At 61.8% G+C, this 19194-nt stretch carries 20 protein-coding genes; 13 read left to right on the top strand and 7 right to left on the bottom strand.

From position 1 onward, the window contains the following. Positions 1-162: 162 nt before the first annotated feature. The 4 genes from rhtA (at position 163) to NTD80_RS12640 (ending at position 2967) form a co-directional block, all read left to right on the top strand. Positions 163-1050, top strand: a complete 888-nt coding sequence (gene rhtA / locus NTD80_RS12655) for a threonine/homoserine exporter RhtA (RefSeq protein ID WP_106804630.1) — start codon at positions 163-165, stop codon at positions 1048-1050. Positions 1051-1215: 165 nt separating this feature from the next. Then, on the top strand, positions 1216-1497 hold the full coding sequence (locus NTD80_RS12650) for a hypothetical protein (protein ID WP_065901262.1): 282 nt from the start codon (positions 1216-1218) through the stop codon (positions 1495-1497). 111 nt (positions 1498-1608) lie between these two features. Further along, positions 1609-2340, top strand: a complete 732-nt coding sequence (locus NTD80_RS12645) for an SDR family oxidoreductase (protein WP_262133860.1) — start codon at positions 1609-1611, stop codon at positions 2338-2340. A gap of 36 nt (positions 2341-2376) precedes the next feature. Then, a complete protein-coding gene (locus tag NTD80_RS12640) occupies positions 2377-2967 on the top strand; it encodes a 2-hydroxychromene-2-carboxylate isomerase (protein WP_106804632.1) in 591 nt (196 codons plus the stop codon). Positions 2968-3073: 106 nt separating this feature from the next. Here the strand turns inward: NTD80_RS12640 and NTD80_RS12635 are convergent, their stop codons facing one another. The 3 genes from NTD80_RS12635 to NTD80_RS12625 all read right to left on the bottom strand — a co-directional run bounded on the left by NTD80_RS12635 (position 3074) and on the right by NTD80_RS12625 (position 6596). Continuing rightward, entirely contained in the window at positions 3074-4882 is a 1809-nt protein-coding gene (locus tag NTD80_RS12635) for an aminopeptidase P family protein (RefSeq protein WP_262133858.1), read from the bottom strand. A 50-nt stretch (positions 4883-4932) separates the two neighbouring features. Continuing rightward, entirely contained in the window at positions 4933-6093 is a 1161-nt protein-coding gene (locus NTD80_RS12630) for a cysteine desulfurase family protein (protein ID WP_262133856.1), read from the bottom strand. 233 nt (positions 6094-6326) lie between these two features. Further along, positions 6327-6596 (bottom strand): hypothetical protein, encoded by a 270-nt coding sequence (locus NTD80_RS12625; RefSeq protein WP_262133854.1) that lies wholly within the window; start codon positions 6594-6596, stop codon positions 6327-6329. A 398-nt stretch (positions 6597-6994) separates the two neighbouring features. On the opposite strand from NTD80_RS12625, the gene msuE reads away from it, so the two are divergent. From msuE to NTD80_RS12605, 4 genes are all read left to right on the top strand, one after another. After that, a complete protein-coding gene (gene msuE, locus NTD80_RS12620) occupies positions 6995-7558 on the top strand; it encodes an FMN reductase (protein ID WP_262133852.1) in 564 nt (187 codons plus the stop codon). A 9-nt stretch (positions 7559-7567) separates the two neighbouring features. Further along, positions 7568-8710, top strand: a complete 1143-nt coding sequence (ssuD, locus tag NTD80_RS12615) for an FMNH2-dependent alkanesulfonate monooxygenase (protein WP_213551815.1) — start codon at positions 7568-7570, stop codon at positions 8708-8710. A 187-nt stretch (positions 8711-8897) separates the two neighbouring features. Next, a complete protein-coding gene (locus NTD80_RS12610; protein ID WP_262133849.1) occupies positions 8898-10085 on the top strand; it encodes an acyl-CoA dehydrogenase family protein in 1188 nt (395 codons plus the stop codon). 11 nt (positions 10086-10096) lie between these two features. Continuing rightward, positions 10097-11200, top strand: coding sequence for a sigma-54 interaction domain-containing protein (locus tag NTD80_RS12605; RefSeq protein WP_065901285.1), 1104 nt, complete (start codon positions 10097-10099; stop codon positions 11198-11200). Here NTD80_RS12605 and NTD80_RS12600 read toward each other — a convergent pair. Further along, complete coding sequence (locus tag NTD80_RS12600; RefSeq protein WP_065901287.1) at positions 11189-11554, bottom strand: antibiotic biosynthesis monooxygenase; 366 nt, start codon at positions 11552-11554, stop codon at positions 11189-11191. The genes NTD80_RS12605 and NTD80_RS12600 overlap by 12 nt on opposite strands. 100 nt (positions 11555-11654) lie before the next feature. Between NTD80_RS12600 and soxR the strand changes: the two genes are divergently transcribed. Further along, the gene (gene soxR, locus NTD80_RS12595; RefSeq protein ID WP_262133846.1) at positions 11655-12104 is read left to right on the top strand and encodes a redox-sensitive transcriptional activator SoxR; all 450 of its coding nucleotides are present in this window, start codon (positions 11655-11657) and stop codon (positions 12102-12104) included. A gap of 122 nt (positions 12105-12226) precedes the next feature. Here soxR and NTD80_RS12590 read toward each other — a convergent pair whose 3' ends face one another. Genes NTD80_RS12590 through NTD80_RS12580 form a run of 3 tightly spaced genes read right to left on the bottom strand, consistent with a single transcriptional unit; the run spans position 12227 to position 14920 of the window. After that, complete coding sequence (locus NTD80_RS12590; RefSeq protein ID WP_065901290.1) at positions 12227-12997, bottom strand: MetQ/NlpA family ABC transporter substrate-binding protein; 771 nt, start codon at positions 12995-12997, stop codon at positions 12227-12229. A gap of 30 nt (positions 12998-13027) precedes the next feature. After that, on the bottom strand, positions 13028-13693 hold the full coding sequence (locus NTD80_RS12585) for a methionine ABC transporter permease (RefSeq protein ID WP_065901293.1): 666 nt from the start codon (positions 13691-13693) through the stop codon (positions 13028-13030). Between the two features lie 3 nt (positions 13694-13696). Continuing rightward, the gene (locus tag NTD80_RS12580; protein ID WP_106804638.1) at positions 13697-14920 is read right to left on the bottom strand and encodes an SfnB family sulfur acquisition oxidoreductase; all 1224 of its coding nucleotides are present in this window, start codon (positions 14918-14920) and stop codon (positions 13697-13699) included. A 226-nt stretch (positions 14921-15146) separates the two neighbouring features. Here NTD80_RS12580 and NTD80_RS12575 point away from each other — a divergent pair, with 226 nt between their 5' ends. The 4 genes from NTD80_RS12575 to NTD80_RS12560 all read left to right on the top strand — a co-directional run bounded on the left by NTD80_RS12575 (position 15147) and on the right by NTD80_RS12560 (position 19147). After that, positions 15147-15605 (top strand): VOC family protein, encoded by a 459-nt coding sequence (locus tag NTD80_RS12575; protein ID WP_065901297.1) that lies wholly within the window; start codon positions 15147-15149, stop codon positions 15603-15605. Between the two features lie 198 nt (positions 15606-15803). After that, positions 15804-16679, top strand: coding sequence for an alpha/beta fold hydrolase (locus NTD80_RS12570; protein WP_065901300.1), 876 nt, complete (start codon positions 15804-15806; stop codon positions 16677-16679). A gap of 97 nt (positions 16680-16776) precedes the next feature. After that, complete coding sequence (locus NTD80_RS12565) at positions 16777-18087, top strand: dicarboxylate/amino acid:cation symporter (RefSeq protein WP_065901303.1); 1311 nt, start codon at positions 16777-16779, stop codon at positions 18085-18087. 145 nt (positions 18088-18232) lie between these two features. Further along, a complete protein-coding gene (locus tag NTD80_RS12560) occupies positions 18233-19147 on the top strand; it encodes a LysR substrate-binding domain-containing protein (RefSeq protein WP_262133842.1) in 915 nt (304 codons plus the stop codon). Positions 19148-19194 lie beyond the last annotated feature (47 nt).

Genomic DNA, 19194 nt, shown 5'->3' with positions numbered 1-19194 from the left:
CCCTTAATTTGAATTTTCTATCAAGAAGCCGGGAAACCTCCTGTTTGAGGCTATATAGAGGTCATCAGCGGAATAATTGAGCAATATATTGCTCAACCCTCAACACTTAAGCATCATAGCCGCTTGCGCTTCTCTTAATACGACCTCGGACGAACATCCCCAATGACCACCTCTCCCCGCAGCCTGGCCTCGGCATTGTTTCCTGTCGGCCTGCTGTTGATCGCCATGGCTTCCATCCAGTCCGGCGCTTCGCTGGCCAAGAGCATGTTTCCAATTGTTGGCGCCCAGGGTACGACCACCCTGCGCCTGATTTTCGCCAGCGTGATCATGTTGCTTCTCTTACGCCCGTGGCGCGCCAAGCTGACCGCCAAGTCCCTGCGCACGGTGATCGTCTACGGGATGGCCCTGGGTGGCATGAACTTCCTCTTCTATATGTCATTGCGCAGCGTCCCCCTGGGGATTGCCGTTGCCCTGGAATTCACCGGACCGCTGGCAGTAGCGATTTACGCATCGCGCAGAGCGGTGGATTTCCTCTGGATTGCCCTCGCGGTCATCGGGCTGCTCTTGTTGATCCCCATGGGGGACGCCAGCAGCGGCATCGACTTGCTCGGCGCAGCCTACGCACTGGGGGCGGGTGTCTGCTGGGCCCTCTATATCCTGTTCGGCCAGAAGGCAGGCAATGACAATGGCGTACAGACCGCCGCCCTCGGCGTGATGATCGCCGCCTTGTTTGTGGCACCTATCGGGATTGTGCACGCGGGCGCTGCGTTGCTGACCCCGGCCTTGATCCCTGTCGCCATCGGCGTCGCCATTCTGTCCACCGCCCTGCCTTACACCCTGGAGATGGTCGCGCTGACCCGCCTCCCCGCCCGCACCTTCGGCACGCTCATGAGCATCGAACCCGCATTTGGCGCGCTTTCCGGCCTGCTCTTCCTGCACGAGCACCTGACCTTGGCGCAATGGCTGGCCATCACCTGCATCATCCTGGCCTCCGTGGGCGCCACCGTGACGATGCGCAAGGAGTCAAAGCCGCTGGTTCCAGCGGATTGACGCTTCTTTGAATGTAGCTCTGGCATTTACCGCTCATTTAAGCCATGTTTAAGCCGTAAACGAATGTCATTCATGGAGAACGTCGACAGGGACAGCACGAACGCTAGACTCGAGAGCGAGTAGAGCCGGCTTCAAGCATTGCGGAAGCGGCTATTAAGGATAGGAATGAAGCGAATTTTGATACTGTTAATGGTCGTGGCCATCGGTGGCTGTGCCGCGACCACCAAGACAGAAGTGAAGCGGGGCAAAAAAGGGCTGCATATCAACTGTTCCGGACTGTCTTCCTCCTGGGACCAGTGCTACACCAGCGCAACCAACTCGTGCGGAGCCAAGGGCTACCGGGTGATCGCCAAGTCCGGTGACAATTCAGAGGAACCTGGGGATTACCCCTTCGGCCTCAACCCTGCGGGCTACACCAGCCGGAGCATGATCGTCATTTGCAAGTGATTGACCGAGCAGTCTCCCTCCGACTGCTCATATCAAACACCCACTACACTCCCGCCCTTTTGCGACACTGCGGCTAGACTCCTGTTCGACATTCGAGCCAACGGAGTTCCCATGACGCACAACAAGAAAATCGTATTGGTAGTCGGCGCCGGAGACGCAACCGGTGGTGCCATTGCCAAGCGCTTTGCCCGCGAAGGCTACGTCGCCTGTGTCACCCGCCGTACCGCCGACAAATTGCAGCCTCTGGTCGATAGCATCCAGGCAGCCGGTGGCGAAGCGCATGGCTTTGCGTGCGATGCACGAAAAGAAGAAGACGTGATCGTGCTGATCGATCAGATTGAAACGCAACTGGGCCCGATTGAGGCCTTCGTTTTCAACATCGGCGCCAATGTGCCCTGCAGCATCCTGGAAGAAACGGCGCGCAAGTATTTCAAGATCTGGGAAATGGCCTGTTTCTCCGGGTTCCTCAATGCACGCGAGGTGGCCAAGCGCATGGTCACCCGCCATCGCGGCACCATCCTGTTCACCGGCGCGACTGCCGGCCTGCGCGGGGCCGCCGGCTTTGCCGCATTCGCAGGAGCAAAGCACGGGATCCGCGCACTAGCGCAAAGCATGGCGCGGGAGCTGGGGCCGATGAATATCCATGTCGCTCATATCGTGGTTGATGGCGCCATCGACACAGACTTCATTCGCGACAATTTCCCGCAGAAATACGCGCTCAAGGATCAGGACGGCATTCTCAACCCCGAGCACATCGCCGACAACTATTGGTTCCTGCACAGCCAACCGCGCGACGCCTGGACGTTCGAACTGGACCTGCGCCCCTGGAATGAACCCTGGTAAGCACGCCCCCACAACAATAATCAGCGAGCAGCGACCATGAGTAAAACCCTGGAGTTCTTCTTTGATCTCGGCAGCCCTGCCACCTACCTGGCCTACACCCAGCTCCCGGCCCTGTGCGCAGCAACCGGCGCAGAGTTGGTGTATCAACCGATGTTATTGGGCGGCGTGTTCAAGGCCACCGGTAACGCCTCGCCGATCACCGTCCCCGCCAAGGGACGCTATATGTTCGACGACCTGGCTCGTTACGCCCAACGCTACAACGTCACGCTCAAGTTCAACCCGCACTTTCCCATCAATACCCTGGTGCTGATGCGCGCTGTCACGGGCGTGCAACTGCACCAGCCCGAACGCTTCGACGATTTGGTGGGTTGCTTGTTTCGCGCGCTGTGGGCAGAGGGTCGCCACTTGGGAGATCCCGCCGTCGTGGCGACGGTGCTCAGCGAACACGGCTTTGAGCCGCAGGAGATACTGGCCTTGGCCAATGACGAAAGCGTGAAAGCCGCCCTCAAGGCCAAAACCGAGCAAGCCGTTCAACGCGGCGTGTTCGGTGCGCCCAGCCTGTTTGTAGGCAACCAGCTATTTTTCGGCCAGGACCGTCTGGAGTTTGTGCGCGAAGCCTTGAGTTGAATCTCGATCGCCAAGCGCCCCCGCCCAATCGGCGCCGGTCGCCCGGCTCAAGGCGTTAGTCGACTACATAGCCGACGCCTTGGCCGGGCGCCTGGATTGCAACCGATCAAATAGCCGCGGTACGCACCTGCAACCACTCGAGTGCCGCGCCATTGAGCAACGGGCTCAGGCGCTCGCGCACCTCGCTGTGGTAGCCGTTGAACCACTCGCGCTCATCCGCCGTCAGCAGCGACGGCTCCAGGCAACGAGTATCGATCGGGCACAAGGTCAGGGTTTCGAACTTGAGGAACTCACCGAACTCGGTCTTGCCCGCTTCACGGTTCAGCACCAGGTTCTCGATCCGCACGCCCCAACGTCCCGGACGATAAGTACCCGGCTCAATCGAGGTAATCATGCCCGGTTGCATCGCGGTTTGCGGCGCCGTGGCAGCCTGGTAGGCGATCACTTGCGGACCTTCGTGCACGTTGAGGAAATAACCCACGCCGTGCCCGGTACCGTGGCCGTAGTCCACGCCTTCAGCCCAGATCGGCGCACGTGCAATCGAATCCAGCAGCGGCGACAGAATGCCCTTGGGAAAATGCGCACGGGACAAGGCAATCACCCCTTTCAACACCCGGGTGCAATCGCGCTTTTGTTCTTCGCTGGGTGTACCGATAGGCACCATCCGCGTGATATCGGTGGTGCCACCAAGGTACTGGCCACCCGAATCGATCAACAGCAAACCATCGCCCTCAATCAGCGCGTGCTCTTCTTCAGTCGCGTGGTAATGCGGCATCGCACCATTGGCGTTATAAGCGGCGATAGTATTGAAACTCAGCGATACATAACCCGGGCGACGGCTTCGCGCGGCGGTCAGGTGTTCGTCGATGGTCAGTTCAGTGATGCGTTCGCGCCCTAGCGCGCTGTCCAGCCAGGCGAAAAACTCGCACAGCGCTGCGCCGTCCTGCTCCATGGCCTGGCGGATGTGTTCCGCGTCGGCCAGGCTCTTGCGCGACTTGGCCAGCGTGGTCGGGTTGAGCCCTTCGATCAGCTTGACGCCAGCGTCCAGGTTTTCCAGCAAACCTGCGGTTACACGCGCGGGATCGACCTGCACACTGGCACCCGACGGCACGGCGCGCAGTGCATCAGCCACTTCGCTGTAGTCACGCAAGGTCACGCCGTCCTGCTCCAGCACCGCCCGCAGTTCGGTATCGACCTTGCTCAGCGCCACGAACAAGGTGGCCTGTTGTTGATTGATCAACGCAAAGGATACAAACACCGGGTTGAACGAAACGTCACCGCCGCGCAAGTTGAACAGCCAGGCAATATCATCCAGGGTGGCGATGAAGTGCCAGTCGGCGCCCTTCTCCTTCAAGCTGGCACGCAGCGCGGCGAGTTTCTCACCGCGGTTCACCGTGGCCTGCGGCGGCAGGTGTTGATAGATCGGCTGGTTCGGCAGCGCCGGGCGGTCTTGCCAGACTTCATTGAGCAGGTCGATGTCGGTACGCAGCGATGCGCCGCGCTCGGCCAGCTTGCCGCCCAGGGTCCGTGCTGACGCCACCGCCATCACCGCGCCGTCCACCGCCACCACACCACCTTCCGGGGTTTGCTCCGCCAGCCATTCCAATGGACCAGGCTGGCCCGGTTGCAGCTTCACCAATTCGATGCCGCTGCCCTTGAGTTCCTTGGTGGCCTGTTCCCAATAGCGGCTGTCCGCCCAGACGCCGGCAAAGTCCGCGGTCACAATCAGCGTTCCCACCGAGCCATGGAACCCCGACAACCATTGGCGACCCTGCCAGTAACCCGGCAGGTATTCAGACAGATGCGGATCCGCCGACGGCACCAGCAGGGCGTGAATGCCCTCGCGGCTCATCAGTTCACGGGTATGCGCCAGGCGCTGGGAAACCGTTCCATGGGTCAAAGGCTGCGTGCTCATTGTGTCTCCTGCTAACCACGAATAATTGTTATGTGTTGCGAATGGATAATTCAGACTGCCCAGAACGCCGGTGCGCTGGCGAGTGCGGCCTTGATCAACTGCACGGCCTCATCGATGTCCTGCTCGGTGGTAAACCGGCCCAGGCTCAAGCGAATCGTGCGGCCGGCGCTGCGCGCGTCATGGCCCAGCGCCAGCAGCACATGGGAGGGCGCGTTGCTCGCCGAGTTACAGGCCGAGGTGGCAGAGAACGCGATGCCCGCACTTAGCGCCGCCGCATTGAATTCACCTTCGCCAAACGTGAGGCTGAGGGTGTGCGGAATACGTTGGGTCGGGCTGCCGTTGAGGCGCACGCCGGCGATTGACTCCAGCTGATCCAGCAGCCGCTGGCGCAACGCCACAATCAGCGCCTGTTCTTCGGCAAACGATGCCGCCGCCAAGGCGAACGCCGTGCCCATGCCTGCGATCTGGTGGGTGGCCAGCGTGCCGGAACGCAAGCCGCCTTCGTGACCACCGCCGTGGATCTGCGCCAGCACCTTCTGCTGCGCGCGCGGCCCCACATACAGCGCGCCGATGCCCTTGGGGCCATACAGCTTGTGTGCGGAAAACGACATCAAATCCACCGGCCACTCGGCCAGGTCGATCGCTACCTTGCCTGCGCCCTGCGCTGCGTCCACGTGCAACAACGCCCCATGTTCACGCACGCGGGCGCCGATGGCCGGGATGTCGTTGACGGTGCCCAGTTCATTGTTCACCAGCATCAGCGACACCAGGAAGGTGTCCTCGCGCAGCGCCTGGCTTACAGCGTCGGCACTGATCAGGCCCTGCGCGTCCGGCACCAGGTAGGTCACGGCCACGCCGGCTTCCTGCAATTGCCGGGCGGTGTCCAGGGTGGCCTTGTGTTCGATCTGGCTGGTGATGATATGCCCGCCTGCCACGCCCCGCGCCTGGGCCACGCCCTTGATGGCGAGGTTGTTGGATTCGGTGGCGCCGGAGGTCCAGACGATTTGCTCAGGTTGGGCACCGACCAGTTCGGCCACCTGGCGGCGCGCCTGCTCGACCGTTTGCCGGGCCGCCTGGCCGAACGCGTGGGAGCTGGACGCGGGGTTACCGAAATTGGCGTTGAAGCCCAGACACTCGACCATCACCTGGATGACCCGCTCATCCACCGGGGTGGTGGCGGCATAGTCGAAATACAGCGGACGTTTATTCATGACTATTAAGACTCGCAAAACAGGTTCCCGAGAACAGCGTCTCAGGGGCATCAGCCGGAACAGAGGTCGTCAGGTTTACCGGATCAAATGCCATTGAAGAAGGGCCACTTTATTTAAATGTGCGTAGGAACGCTCCTGAAATTCAGCTTAACAGGCTGAAGTCCCCGCATGGCAAACAAAAAGCCCGAGGTTCCTTAAGGGAATCCTCGGGCTTTTTGCTGCTGAGCGCGGGCTCAACTGGGACGACCATGCAATGTCACGCTGCGTTCGGCATTCATTTCGCCCTGGTGATCGAAGCCAAAGGATTTCTGTGGCTGGCCGGTCAGTGCGGCGCGCTGCTGTTGGTATTCATCAAATGACAAGCCACGACGACTCAGCGCCTCCAGGGCCAACTGTTTGGTTTCTTCTGCGGTGTAAGGCCGTAATTCGGGCGACGCATGGGTCGCACATCCGCTGAGGACTGAGGCAACGACGAGTAAGCAAACAGCGATGAATCGGTTCATGGCGGCGGCCCTGCAAAGGTGGTTTCGAGTCAATGAACACAGGCTACTCCCGCCCTTTGCAGGTGAAAAATCATCGTCCGTGATAGTCGCTATCAACCGCCAAGGCACCTGCGATAGCGGCGCCCACATATTCCCCAAAGATCTATAAATATGGAAATACGTTCATTTACGGAATAAATGTAACCCTCTATAAATGGCTCTCAGCTGCCCGACACTGTTCGCCACGCAACTGTTGCCCAGGCAACAGTCATTCAACAAATCACCAATCAGACAACAGCAGTCGTTTTCACCCGCAAGGCCGCAGCCCGCGCCAATCAAGGCTTGCACCCGTTGGTACAGCTCTTGCTCAACACGTTGCACACACCTGCTATGAACCACTGTTGATAAAGGAACTGTTCATGACCCGTCCCCTGAATGTCGTTGCCGTCTCCGGCGGAACCTGGCGCCCGTCCCGTACCCTTGTGTTGACCCAGGCGGTACTGGCCGAACTGGCCTCCTTGCTGCCGATCCAGACCCACCTGATCGAACTGGGCGACATTGCCCGGCCACTGGGCGGTGCACTGTCGCGTGATGAGTTGCCGGCCGAGGTCGAAACGCAACTGTTGGCGATTGAACAGGCAGATCTGCTGATCGTCGCGGCGCCGGTCTATCGCGGCTCCTACCCTGGCCTGCTCAAGCACCTGTTCGACCTGGTCGACCTCAACGCGCTGATCAACACACCGGTGTTGCTTGCCGCCACCGGCGGCAGCGAACGCCATGCGCTGGTGCTCGATCATCAGTTGCGCCCGCTGTTCAGCTTCTTCCAGGCATTGACCCTGCCGATCGGCGTGTACGCCACCGAAGCTGACTTCACCGACTACCAAATAACCAGTGAGCTCCTAAAAGCCCGTATTCAACTGGCGGCAGAACGAGCAGCGCCATTGTTCGCTGCGCATTCCCCTTCTCTGCTGAAAATCGCGTAAGGATTTGTCATGGATGTTTTCTGGTTTCTGCCCACTCACGGCGATGGCCATTACCTGGGCACCACCCAAGGTGCACGGCCGGTCACTCTCAATTACCTCAAGCAGGTCGCCCAGGCCGCTGACAGCCTGGGTTACCACGGCGTGCTGATTCCTACCGGACGCTCGTGCGAAGACTCCTGGGTGATCGCCTCGGCGCTGGTGCCGCTGACCGAACGCCTGCGGTATCTGGTGGCCATTCGTCCGGGCATCATCTCGCCCACGGTCTCCGCGCGCATGGCTGCCACCCTGGATCGCCTTTCCAATGGCCGCTTGCTGATCAACGTGGTGACCGGCGGCGACCCCGACGAAAACCGCGGCGACGGCAGCTTCCTCGACCACAGCGAACGCTACGAAGTCTCTGACGAGTTCCTACAGATCTGGCGACGCGTGTTGCAGGGCGAATCGGTAGATTTCGAAGGCAAGCACTTGCGTGTGCAGAATGCCAAGGCACTTTACCCACCGGTGCAGAAGCCTTATCCGCCGCTGTACTTCGGCGGTTCTTCCGACGCGGCCCACGACCTCGCCGCCGAACAGGTGGACGTGTACCTGACCTGGGGCGAACCGCCCGCCGCCGTCGCCGAAAAACTCGCGGATGTACGCGAACGTGCCGCCCGTCACGGTCGTACCGTGAAGTTCGGCATCCGCCTGCACGTGATCGTGCGCGAGACCGAAGAAGAAGCCTGGAAAGCCGCCGACAAACTGATCGAGCACATCAGCGACGACACCATCGCCGCCGCGCAAAAATCCTTCTCGCGCTTTGATTCCGAAGGCCAGCGCCGCATGGCCGCCTTGCATGACGGGCGTCGCGACAACCTGGAAATCGCCCCCAACCTGTGGGCAGGCGTCGGCCTGGTGCGTGGCGGCGCCGGCACCGCGCTGGTTGGCAACCCGCAGCAAGTGGCCGAACGCATCAAGGAATACGCGGACCTGGGCATCGAGAGCTTCATCTTCTCCGGCTACCCGCACCTGGAAGAAGCCTATCGGTTTGCCGAGCTGGTGTTCCCGCTGCTGCCGGAACCCTATGCCAGCCTTGCCGGGCGTGGCGTCACCAACCTCACTGGCCCGTTCGGCGAAATGATTGCCAACGATGTATTGCCCACCACCAAGGCCTGAGTGCAGTGAGATCGGCTTTATGTAGGAACGGAGCTTATCTGGCGAAGGAGTTTGCTCCCGCTGGGGTGCGAAGCGCCCCCAAAAGCTGGCGACTCCTAGGCAGTCGAACGGGAACCCGTTCCCTCGCCACAGCAAGCCCGCTCCTACATTTAGCCTTCATTGCGAAATAGACATTGAGGAATCCCGCGTGACAGCCAAACCCCACAGCGTCCTGCCATCACCGCTGCAGACCGCCAGACTGCTGGCCGCCGAATTCGCCCTCACCGCCGTCGAGCGCGACGAACGCGGCGGTACCCCCAAGACCGAACGCGACGCCCTGCGCCACAGCGGCCTGCTGGCCCTGAGCATTCCCACGCAGTACGGCGGCCTCGGCGCGCGCTGGAGCGACACCCTGGGCATCGTGCGCGAATTCGCCAAGGTCGACAGCTCCATCGCCCATGTCTTCGGCTTCCACCACTTGATGCTCGCCACCGTGCGCCTGTTTTCGCGACCGGACCAATGGCAGCCGTGGTTCGAACAGACCGCGCGCAAGAACTGGTTCTGGGGCAACGCCCTCAACCCGCTGGACACCCGCACCGTGGTCAAGGATTTCGGCGGCTGGCGCGAGTTCTCCGGCAAAAAGAGCTTCTGCTCCGGCGCCAGCGACTCGGAAATGCTGATCGCCTCGGCTGTGGATGAAAGCGCCGGCGGCAAACTGCTGATCGCCGCAATTCCCAGCGGCCGCAGTGGTATCACCCTGCACAACGACTGGAACAATATCGGCCAGCGCCAGACCGACAGCGGCAGCGCCAGCTTCGAACGCGTACGCGTCGAGGAGTCGGAGTTGCTGCTCGACCCCGGCCCGTTGAGCACGCCCTTCGCCTGCCTGCGCCCGTTGATCGCGCAGCTGACTTTCACGCATATGTTTCTCGGGATTGCCGAAGGCGCCTTCGAAGAAGCGCGCAACTACACGCTGACCGAGACCCGCTCCTGGCACAAATCCTCAGCCGAGGACGTGCGCCAGGACCCTTACGTGCTGCATCACTACGGTGAGTTCTGGGTCGCCCTGGAGGGGGTGCGCCTGCTGGTGGAGCGCGCCGCCGAGTTGCTCGACCAGGCCTGGGCCAAAGGCCCCAACCTGACGGAAAACGAACGTGGCCAACTGGCCATTGCCATCGCCACCGCCAAAGTCGCCGCCACCCGCCAGGGCCTGGACCTGTGCAGCCGCCTGTTTGAAGTCACCGGGGCGCGCTCCACCCACGCGTCGCTGCGCCTGGACCGTCATTGGCGCAACCTGCGCACGCAGACCCTGCACGATCCGGTGGACTACAAACTCCACGAACTGGGGGACTGGGCGTTGAACCAGTCCCTGCCGATTCCCACGTTCTATTCCTAAGAGAGGTGCCCATGCAGCTTTTAACCCTACCGCCCTCGCCCGCCCTCGCGACCTCGATCCGCGCCACGGCCCAGGTTTTCGAAGACCCGAAATCCCAGGCGCTGCTCGACCATATCCAGCAAGTGGCGCCCAGCGAAGCCAGTGTGCTGATCATCGGCGAGACCGGGACCGGTAAAGAGCTGGTGGCGCGGCATATCCATAACCTCAGCGCGCGGCGTAACCGGCCGTTTGTGGCGGTGAACTGCGGCGCCTTCTCTGAATCGCTGGTGGAAGCCGAGTTGTTCGGGCATGAAAAAGGCGCCTTCACCGGCGCTCTCAGTGCCAAGGCCGGCTGGTTCGAAGAGGCGGATGGCGGCACCTTGTTCCTGGACGAAATCGGCGACTTGCCGATGGCCATCCAGGTCAAATTGCTGCGGGTGCTGCAGGAGCGCGAAGTGGTGCGCCTCGGCTCGCGCAAGAGCATTCCGATTGATGTACGCGTATTGGCGGCCACCAACGTGCAGCTGGAAAAAGCCATCAACGCCGGGCATTTCCGCGAAGACCTCTACTACCGTCTCGACGTGGTCAGCCTCGAACTCAGCCCATTGCGCGAGCGGCCCGGCGACATCCTGCCGCTGACCCGGCACTTTATCGAAGCCTACAGCCAGCGCCTGGGCTACGGCCCGATCACCATCAGCCGCGAGGCCGAACACAAACTCAAGAGTTACAGCTGGCCAGGCAATATCCGCGAGCTGGAAAACGTGATTCACCACACCCTGCTGATCTGCCGCAACGGCGTGATCGAGCGCGACGACCTACGCCTGTCGAACATGCGCATCGAACGCCAGGACGACAGCCAGCACAGCACCGACAACAGCGCCGAAGCCCTGCTGGAGCGGGCGTTTCAAAAGCTCTTTGAAGAACAGGCCGGTGCCCTGCATGAAAAAGTCGAAGACGCGCTGTTACGCGCCGCCTACCGCTTCAGCCATTACAACCAGGTGCACACCGCCAACCTGCTGGGCCTGAGCCGCAACGTCACACGCACCCGCCTGATCAAGATCGGCGAGCTGGCGGTGAACAAGCGCCGCCCCGGGGAGAACGTCCAAGGCGAGCGGATGCTGCACCTATCCATTTAGGCGGCAGTGCAAGGCATTGTCATGGCTGCGCTCGAAACTGCGCAGCACCTGGAACGAACCGAAGGTCACCGCCGTGGCCTGGTGGGCGCGGATCAGCGTCCAGAAATCTTCCTCGCCGTGCTCAAAGCATTTGAACGCCGCCTCGCCGTCCTCGCGCGAGCGCCATTGCAAATAGCTGAGCACCCGCCGGCCATCGTCGCTGACCTGCACACTCGCATTGATAAAGCCGCCATGGCCTTGGGCCAGGCGCTCGCTTTGGGTAGACAAGGCGGCCACCAGGGCAACTTGCTGCCGGGGCTCGATGTGAAACTCGATCATTTGAGTGAAGCTGCGATTTTTCTCTGATACCTGCATGAAAACTCCCCTTTCTCTGTAGGCAGAATCTTGCGATTCGATGCCACGCAGGGTAAAACCTCTAGTTAAGTCAAGGTCAAGCGTTGTCTCGGAGTTTTTCATGCTCAACAAACAACTCACCGTCGGTCAACTGGCGGCGCGCAGTGGCGTGGCGGTGACGGCCCTGCACTTCTACGAGGCCAAGGGGCTGATCAAAAGCAATCGCAATGCCGGCAACCAGCGACGCTACCCTCGCGATGTATTGCGCCGCGTGGTGGTGATCAAAATCGCCCAGCGCCTGGGGATTCCGCTGGCGACCATTGGCGAAGCCTTGCAGACCTTGCCGGATGGACGCACGCCCAACGCACAGGATTGGGAGCGTTTGTCGGCGCGGTGGCGCCAAGACCTGGACGAGCGCATCAACAAGCTGATGCTGCTGCGCGACAAACTCAGCGGTTGTATTGGTTGCGGGTGTCTGTCGCTGGAGGCGTGCCCGCTGCGCAATCAGGATGATCAGCTCGGTGAGCACGGGCCGGGGGCACAGCTGTTGGAACCCAGCCCTGCATCCTGACCTGCACACCCATACCCTTCAGGAGCCCGGCTTGCCGGCGATGCAGGCACCTCGGTAAACCAGTCACACCAAGGTGATGCTATCGCAAGGGCCAGCCCCCCACATTTGATCGGTGTTGATCCTTAGAAACCAGGGGCGATCTGGCCTTTGTAGCGCGTCAGGATGAACTGGCGCACTTCATCGGAATTCAACGCCTTGGCGAGCTTCTGGATGCGCGGATCGTTGATGTTGTCCGGCCGCGCCACGAGGTACTCGACGTACAGCGATTTACCCTTCTCGACGATCAACGCACTGTTGGTATCAATCCCCGCTTCCAGCGCGTAGTTGGCGAACACGAAGGCCAGGTCCACCTGGCTGACCGAGCGGGCCAGCAAGGCGCCTTCCAGCTCACGAATCTTCAGGTGCTTGGGGTTCTCGGCGATATCACGCGGGGTGCTCAGGGTGTTGCTCGGGTCCTTGAGCTTGATCAGCCCGGCCTCATCCAGCAGCACCAGGGCGCGGCCGGTGTTGACCGGGTCGTTGGGGATCGACACGGTGGCGCCGTCCTTCAGTTCCGAGATGTTCTTGATGCGCGTCGAGTACGCGCCAAACGGCTCGATATGCACACCGACCACCGGCACCAGGTCGGTGTGGCGGGTCTTGTTGTAGTCATCCAGAAACGGTCGGTACTGGTAGTAGTTGGCGTCGATGTTCTTCAGCGCCAGCTGCTGGTTGGGCTGGATGAAGTCGGTGAAGACTTTGATCTGCAAGTCCACGCCCTCCTTGGCCAGCACCGGTTTGACGAACTCGAGGATCTCCGCGTGAGGCACGGGTGTGGCGCCCACGATCAACTTTTCATTGGCAAAGGCATTCATCGACAGGACAGCGGCCAAGATGGCCAGGGACTTTTTCATGGGTGCTCCAAAGGCAGTTTTTAAGAGGCATTAACGGCGGCTGTATCGCGCCACCAAACGATCACCGGTCATCTGCAGTGCCTGGACCAGCACCAGCAACAGCACCACGGTGACCACCATCACGTCGGTCTGGAATCGCTGGTAGCCATAGCGAATCGCCAGGTCACCCAGGCCTCCGCCACCGATCACCCCGGCCATGGCGGTGTAGTCCACCAGCACAATCGCGGTGACGGTCACCGCCGCCAGCAGCCCGCCGCGGGCTTCCGGCAACAGCGTGTGGCGAATCACCTGCCAGGTACTGGCGCCCATCGATTGGGTAGCCTCCACCACGCCGCGATCGACTTCGCGCAGCGCGGTTTCCACCAGCCGTGCAAAGAACGGCGTGCAACCCACCACCAGCGGCGGGATGGTGCCCGGTACGCCGAGGGAGGTACCAACCAGCAAGGTGGTCAGCGGGATCAGCACAATCAGCAAAATGATGAACGGCAGCGAACGCAGCACGTTGACCACCACCGACAGCAGCCGGTACACCACCAGTGCTTCATGCAACTGGCGCTTGCCGGTGAGAAACAGCAGCACGCCCAGCGGCAAGCCGAGCAGCACGGTAAAACCCAGCGCCGCAGTGAGCATGCTGAGGGTTTCCAGGCAGGCCTGGCCGATATCGGCCCAGTAGATGTTTTTGAATAATTCAGCCATGCATCACGACCAATCGTGGCGGGGTGGCTTGGCGCCGTTGAGCAGCCAGTTGCCCACCACGTGGTATTTCCAGCGCACCGGGTCATGCAGCGTGTGGACCCGCGCGTTGCGCCAGTGACGGTCGAAGTTGTGCTTCTTCAAGGTGGAGCGCGTGCCGCCGAGTTCGAACAGTTTGTTACTGGCTTCGATGGCGATTTCGGTGGTCAGGACCTTGGCGCGGGCCACGGCCAGGGAGGCGTGGGCGACGGAGTCTTCATCCGGTGCCGGGCGAGCGGCATCAAGGGCCCGACCGGCACGTTCGAGCAGCGCCTCAGCGGCTTCCAGGCGAATATCCAGCGCGCCGACCTGGATGATGGTCAACGGGTCTTCGCTGGCTTTTTCCACCCCGGCGTCGATCCACGGCCGCGCGAATTGCTGCACGAACGCGACCGTGTCACGCAATGCGGCGCGGGCAATACCGGCGTCGATGGCGGCAGTGGTCAGCTGTGCGAACGGGCCGGCCAAAGTCGGCGAATCGTAGGACTTGTGAGTAGCAAACAGATTGAACGCCGGCACCCGCAGGTCCTGCGCCAGCACCGTGCCGCTAGAAGTGGTGCGCTGGCCCATGCTGTCCCAGTCATCCACCACAACCAGCCCCTCGGTCCCCCGCGGCACAAAGGCCAACTGGGCATTTTGCTGCTCGTCCAGCGCCAGCACCGCCAGCCAATGGGCGTACAGCGAACCGGTGCAATAACCCTTGCGCCCGTTGATCACATAGCCGTCGCCTTCGCGGCGGATCGTCGCCTGGATGTCCTGCACATTCTTGCCGCCGGTTTCCGACAGCGCATTGGCAAACCGGTGGCCTTGCAGGGCCAGGCCGAAGAAATGCGCCTGCTGCTCGGGCGTGCCCTGCAGGCGGATATCTTCGAGCAGGCAGTAGTGGTTCTGCGGGATCTGCCCCAGGGACGGGTCGGCCGCCGAAATAATCGCGATCACCTGGGCCAGCACCGCGTAGGACACCTGCGCCCCACCGAACTCGCGCGGCACGCTGATGCCCCAGAGGCCGCTGTTGGAATACAGGTCGACGACCTCGGCGGGCACCTGCCGCGTGCGGTCGCGCTCGGCGTCCTGCTCCAGCAACACCGCGGCGACACGGTGGGCGACGGCAATGGCCTGGGCTTCGTCGCGAATCAACTCGGCGTGGGGGCTGTGGATCGGGTAATCGGCAGATACAGGCAGTACAGACATACAACGCTCTCGGGCGAATGGTTTGCCTGAGGCATTGCAGCTTCTGTGCCGTGCCCGCAAACACGCAGCCTGGCCCTGTAAAAGCGTCGCGACGGCGCTTATGGCGCAGCAATCTGCCCGTTCACTGTTGCCTGGCGAACACCTCGTCGGCTGCCCGCAGGCCCCGCGATACGTGGCCTATAGTGAAGAGGCCGTGCCTCCATAACCACCACCTGAGGAGAACGATATGAGCGTTAAACCCATTCCCGAGGGCTATCACAGCGTCACGCCTTATATGGGCATCGACAACGCCGCGCAAGCCATCGAGTTCTACAAGAAAGCCTTCGGCGCCACGCAGGTCATGCGCCTGGACATGCCCGACGGCAAAGTCGGGCATGCCGAGCTGCGCATCGGTGATTCGGCGATCATGCTCGGCACACCCTGCGCGGAGATGGCCCTGCGCAATCCCGACGCACACACCAGTGTCGGCTTGCACCTGTATGTGAACGACGTCGACGCGCAATTCAAACAAGCCGTGGCTGCCGGCGCCACGGTGGTGTCGGAGCCGAAGGACCAGTTCTACGGCGACCGCTCCGCGAGCGTGAAGGATCCGTTCGGCCACCTGTGGTTCCTCGCGACGCGCAAGGAGAACCTGACCGAGGAGCAGATCCGCCAGCGTGCCATGGAGATGTTCAAGCAAGGCTGAGATACCTGAGGCCATGGCGATCAAATGTGGGCGCTTGCCTGCGATGCAGACCACTCGTTCTATCCGGCATACCGAGTCGATTTCATTGCGGGCAAGCCAGCTCCTACACACTTCATGAACAACCCCTCCACGCTTTCCCCCTTGCCGCGAACGCCGCGTGATTCCAGGATGCAGGCAATCATCACAAGGAGTCATTCCATGTTCGCCGGATTCCAGAAAGACCAGTGCCACGTCAACGGCGTGGACATCAGCTACCGCAAAGGCGGTACGGGTCCCGGCCTGCTCCTGCTGCACGGGCATCCGCAGACCCATGTCATCTGGCATAAAGTCGCCGAGCAGTTGGCCGAGCACTTCACCGTGGTCGCCGCCGACCTGCGCGGTTATGGCGACAGCAGCAGGCCGCCGGCCAATGACCATCACACTAATTATTCAAAACGCGAAATGGCCCGCGACGGCGTCGAGCTGATGCAGGCCCTGGGCTTCGCGCAGTTTTCGCTGCTGGCCCACGACCGTGGCGCCCGTGTGGCCCATCGCCTGGCCCTGGATCATCCCGAGGCCGTGCAGCGCATGGTATTGCTGGATATCGCGCCAACCCTGTCGATGTATGCACAAACCGACGAGGCTTTCGCCCGCGCTTACTGGCACTGGTTCTTCCTGATTCGCCCGGCGCCCTTGCCCGAAGCCTTGATCGAGAGCAACCCCGAGCTGTACCTGCGCAGCGTGATGGGCAGTCGCAGTGCCGGGCTCAAGCCGTTCACCGATGAAGCCTTCGCCGACTACCTGCGTTGCTTGAAGTTGCCGGGCAGCGCCACCGGCATTTGCGAGGACTACCGTGCTGCCGCCGGTATCGACCTTGAGCACGACCAGGCGGATATCGACGCCGGCAACCACCTGAACCTGCCCCTGCTGGTCATGTGGGGCGCCGAAGGCACCGTCGGCCGCTGCTTCGAGCCGCTCAAGGAATGGCAGAAAGTCGCCACCGATGTTCGCGGCAAGGCCCTGCCGGCCGGCCATTACATCGCTGAAGAAGCCCCCGAGTTGTTGCTTGGCGAAGTCCTGGCCTTCCTTCGCTGAGCCGCACCACCCCGTGACCTGACACACCCGCCTCGCAGGCTGCCAACGGCCTGCGACGGGTTCGCTTTGCCCAAAACAACGTCTCGAGATAATAACAATGACAATCAGAAAACTGCTGGGAACCCTGTATATCCAGGTGCTCATCGCGATCGCGCTGGGCGTGTTGATCGGCCACCAATGGCCACAGATCGGTATTGACCTCAAACCCCTGGGCGATGGCTTTATCAAGCTGATCAAAATGATCATCGGCCCGATCATCTTCTGCACGGTGGTCTCCGGTATCACCAGCATGCACGACGTGAAGCAGGTGGGCCGGGTCGGCGGCAAGGCGCTGCTGTACTTCGAAGTGGTGTCCACCATCGCCCTGCTGATCGGCATTCTTGCCGCGCACCTGCTGCACCCGGGCGTCGGTTTCAACATTGATGTGAAGACCCTCGACAGTTCGGCGATTGCCGGCTTTGTCGGCCAGGCCGAGCATGGCGAAGGCATCACCGGGTTCCTGCTGCACGTGATTCCCACGACGTTTTTCGATGCGTTTTCCAAGGGCGAGATCCTGCCGGTGCTGTTCGTCTCCGTGCTGTTTGGCGTCGGGCTGGTGATGGTCGGTGAAAAAGGTCGGCCACTGGTGGGGGTGATCAACCAGGCCAGCGAGGTGTTCTTCCGCATTGTCGGCATCATCAGCCGCGTCGCGCCGATCGGTGCGTTTGGTGCGATTGCCTTCACCATCGGCAAATACGGCGTGGGCTCGTTGCTGCCGCTGCTGAAACTGGTAGGTACCTTTTATATCACCGCGTTCTTCTTTATCGCCGTGGTGCTGGGCAGCATCGCGCGCTATGCCGGCTTCAGCATTTTCAAGTTGATGGGCTACATCAAGTCGGAACTGTTGATCGTGCTCGGCACCAGCTCGTCGGAGTCGGCGCTGCCGCAACTGATCCAGAAGCTTGAAAGCCTCGGCGCATCCAAGGGCGTGGTGGGCATCGTGGTGCCGACCGGCTACACGTTCAACCTGGACGGCACCAACATCTATATGACGCTGGCGGTGCTGTTTCTGGCCCAGGCCACCAATATCCACCTGCCCCTTGAGCAACAACTGACCCTGCTGGCGGTGGCCATGCTCACCTCCAAAGGCGCCGGTGCGGTGGTCGGTGCCGGGTTTGTGGCATTGGCGGCGAGCCTGGCGGTGGTGCCGACTGTGCCGGTGGCGGCGATGGTGCTGATTCTCGGCGTCGACCGGTTCATGGCCGAATGCCGCTCGCTGACCAATATCATCGGCAACGCCGTGGCCGCCCTGGTGGTGGCCGCCTGGGAGGGCGAACTGGATCGCGAGAAGATGGCGCCGATCGCCCTCAAGCGCGGCCGCCATGCGCGCGCTGCCCAGGCGGCACAGGCGAAAATCGCTGCCGAGTAAACCCTGACGGTGGCGAGGGAGCTTGCGCCCGCCGGGCTGCGCGGCGGCCCCGAAAAAGATCGGAGCGCTGCGCACTCCAGCGGGAGCACGCTGCCTCGTCATACCGGTGCTATTCTGGCGGCTCATGCCGCCACGCTTGTTTCTGATGACTCATAAGAAAGATACCGTGCCCCTACCCGAAGACCTGCGGGTGTTCCTGACCGTGATCCGCAAGGCAGGCTTCGCTGCCGCCGCCGATGAGCTGGGGTTGTCGCCGGCGTATGTCAGCAAGCGTATCCAGATTCTGGAAACCACCCTGGCCACCCGCCTGCTGCACCGCACCAGCCGCCGCATCGCCCTCACCGAAGACGGTGAACGGGTGCAGCGCTGGGCCGTGCGTATTCTCGAAGACTTCCAGCAACTGTCCGATGAACTCAGCGATGCCCATGACAGCCCGCGTGGCCGCCTGCACCTGTGCAGCAGTTTCGGCTTTGGCCGCAATCATGTGGCACCGGCCCTGTCGTTGTTGGCGGAGCAGTACCCGGACCTGGAAATCCGCCTGGACCTGTTCGACCGCGTGGTGGACATCGTCAGCGAAGGCTTCGACCTGGAGATCCGCGTAGGCGACGACATCCCCGGCCAGCACATCGGCCGGCGCCTGGTGAGCAATCGCCGGGTGCTGTGCGCCGCGCCCGCGTACCTGCAACGCCGGGGCACGCCGCAACACTTGAGCGACCTGGAGCAGCACGACTGCCTGGTGCTCAAGGAGCGCGACAACGCCTTCGGCATCTGGAACCTCGAGCACGACGGCGCCCAGGAGAGCGTGCGCGTGCGCGGGCCGTTGTCCTCGAACAATGGCGAGATCGTACTGCAATGGGCGCTGGATGGGCGCGGCGTACTGCTGCGCTCGATGTGGGATGTGAAACCACTGCTGGAACAGGGCAAGCTGGTGCAGGTGCTGCACAACTACACCCAGAGTGCCAACGTGTGGGCGGTATACCCGACGCGGCTAGCGTATTCGGGGAAGTTGCGCGCGTGTGTGGAGTTCTTGCAGGAGCACTTCAAAGGGCTGTCGATCTAAAGCCATGCTGCCGAGCAATGCCGCCCGATGGTATGCGCCGGCTTGCC

This window comes from Pseudomonas sp. 13B_2.1_Bac1, from assembly GCF_025466155.1.
GTDB lineage: Bacteria > Pseudomonadota > Gammaproteobacteria > Pseudomonadales > Pseudomonadaceae > Aquipseudomonas > Aquipseudomonas aylmerensis.
Note: the sequence above shows the minus strand (reverse complement) of the source record. Positions and strands in the feature narration are given on the sequence as shown.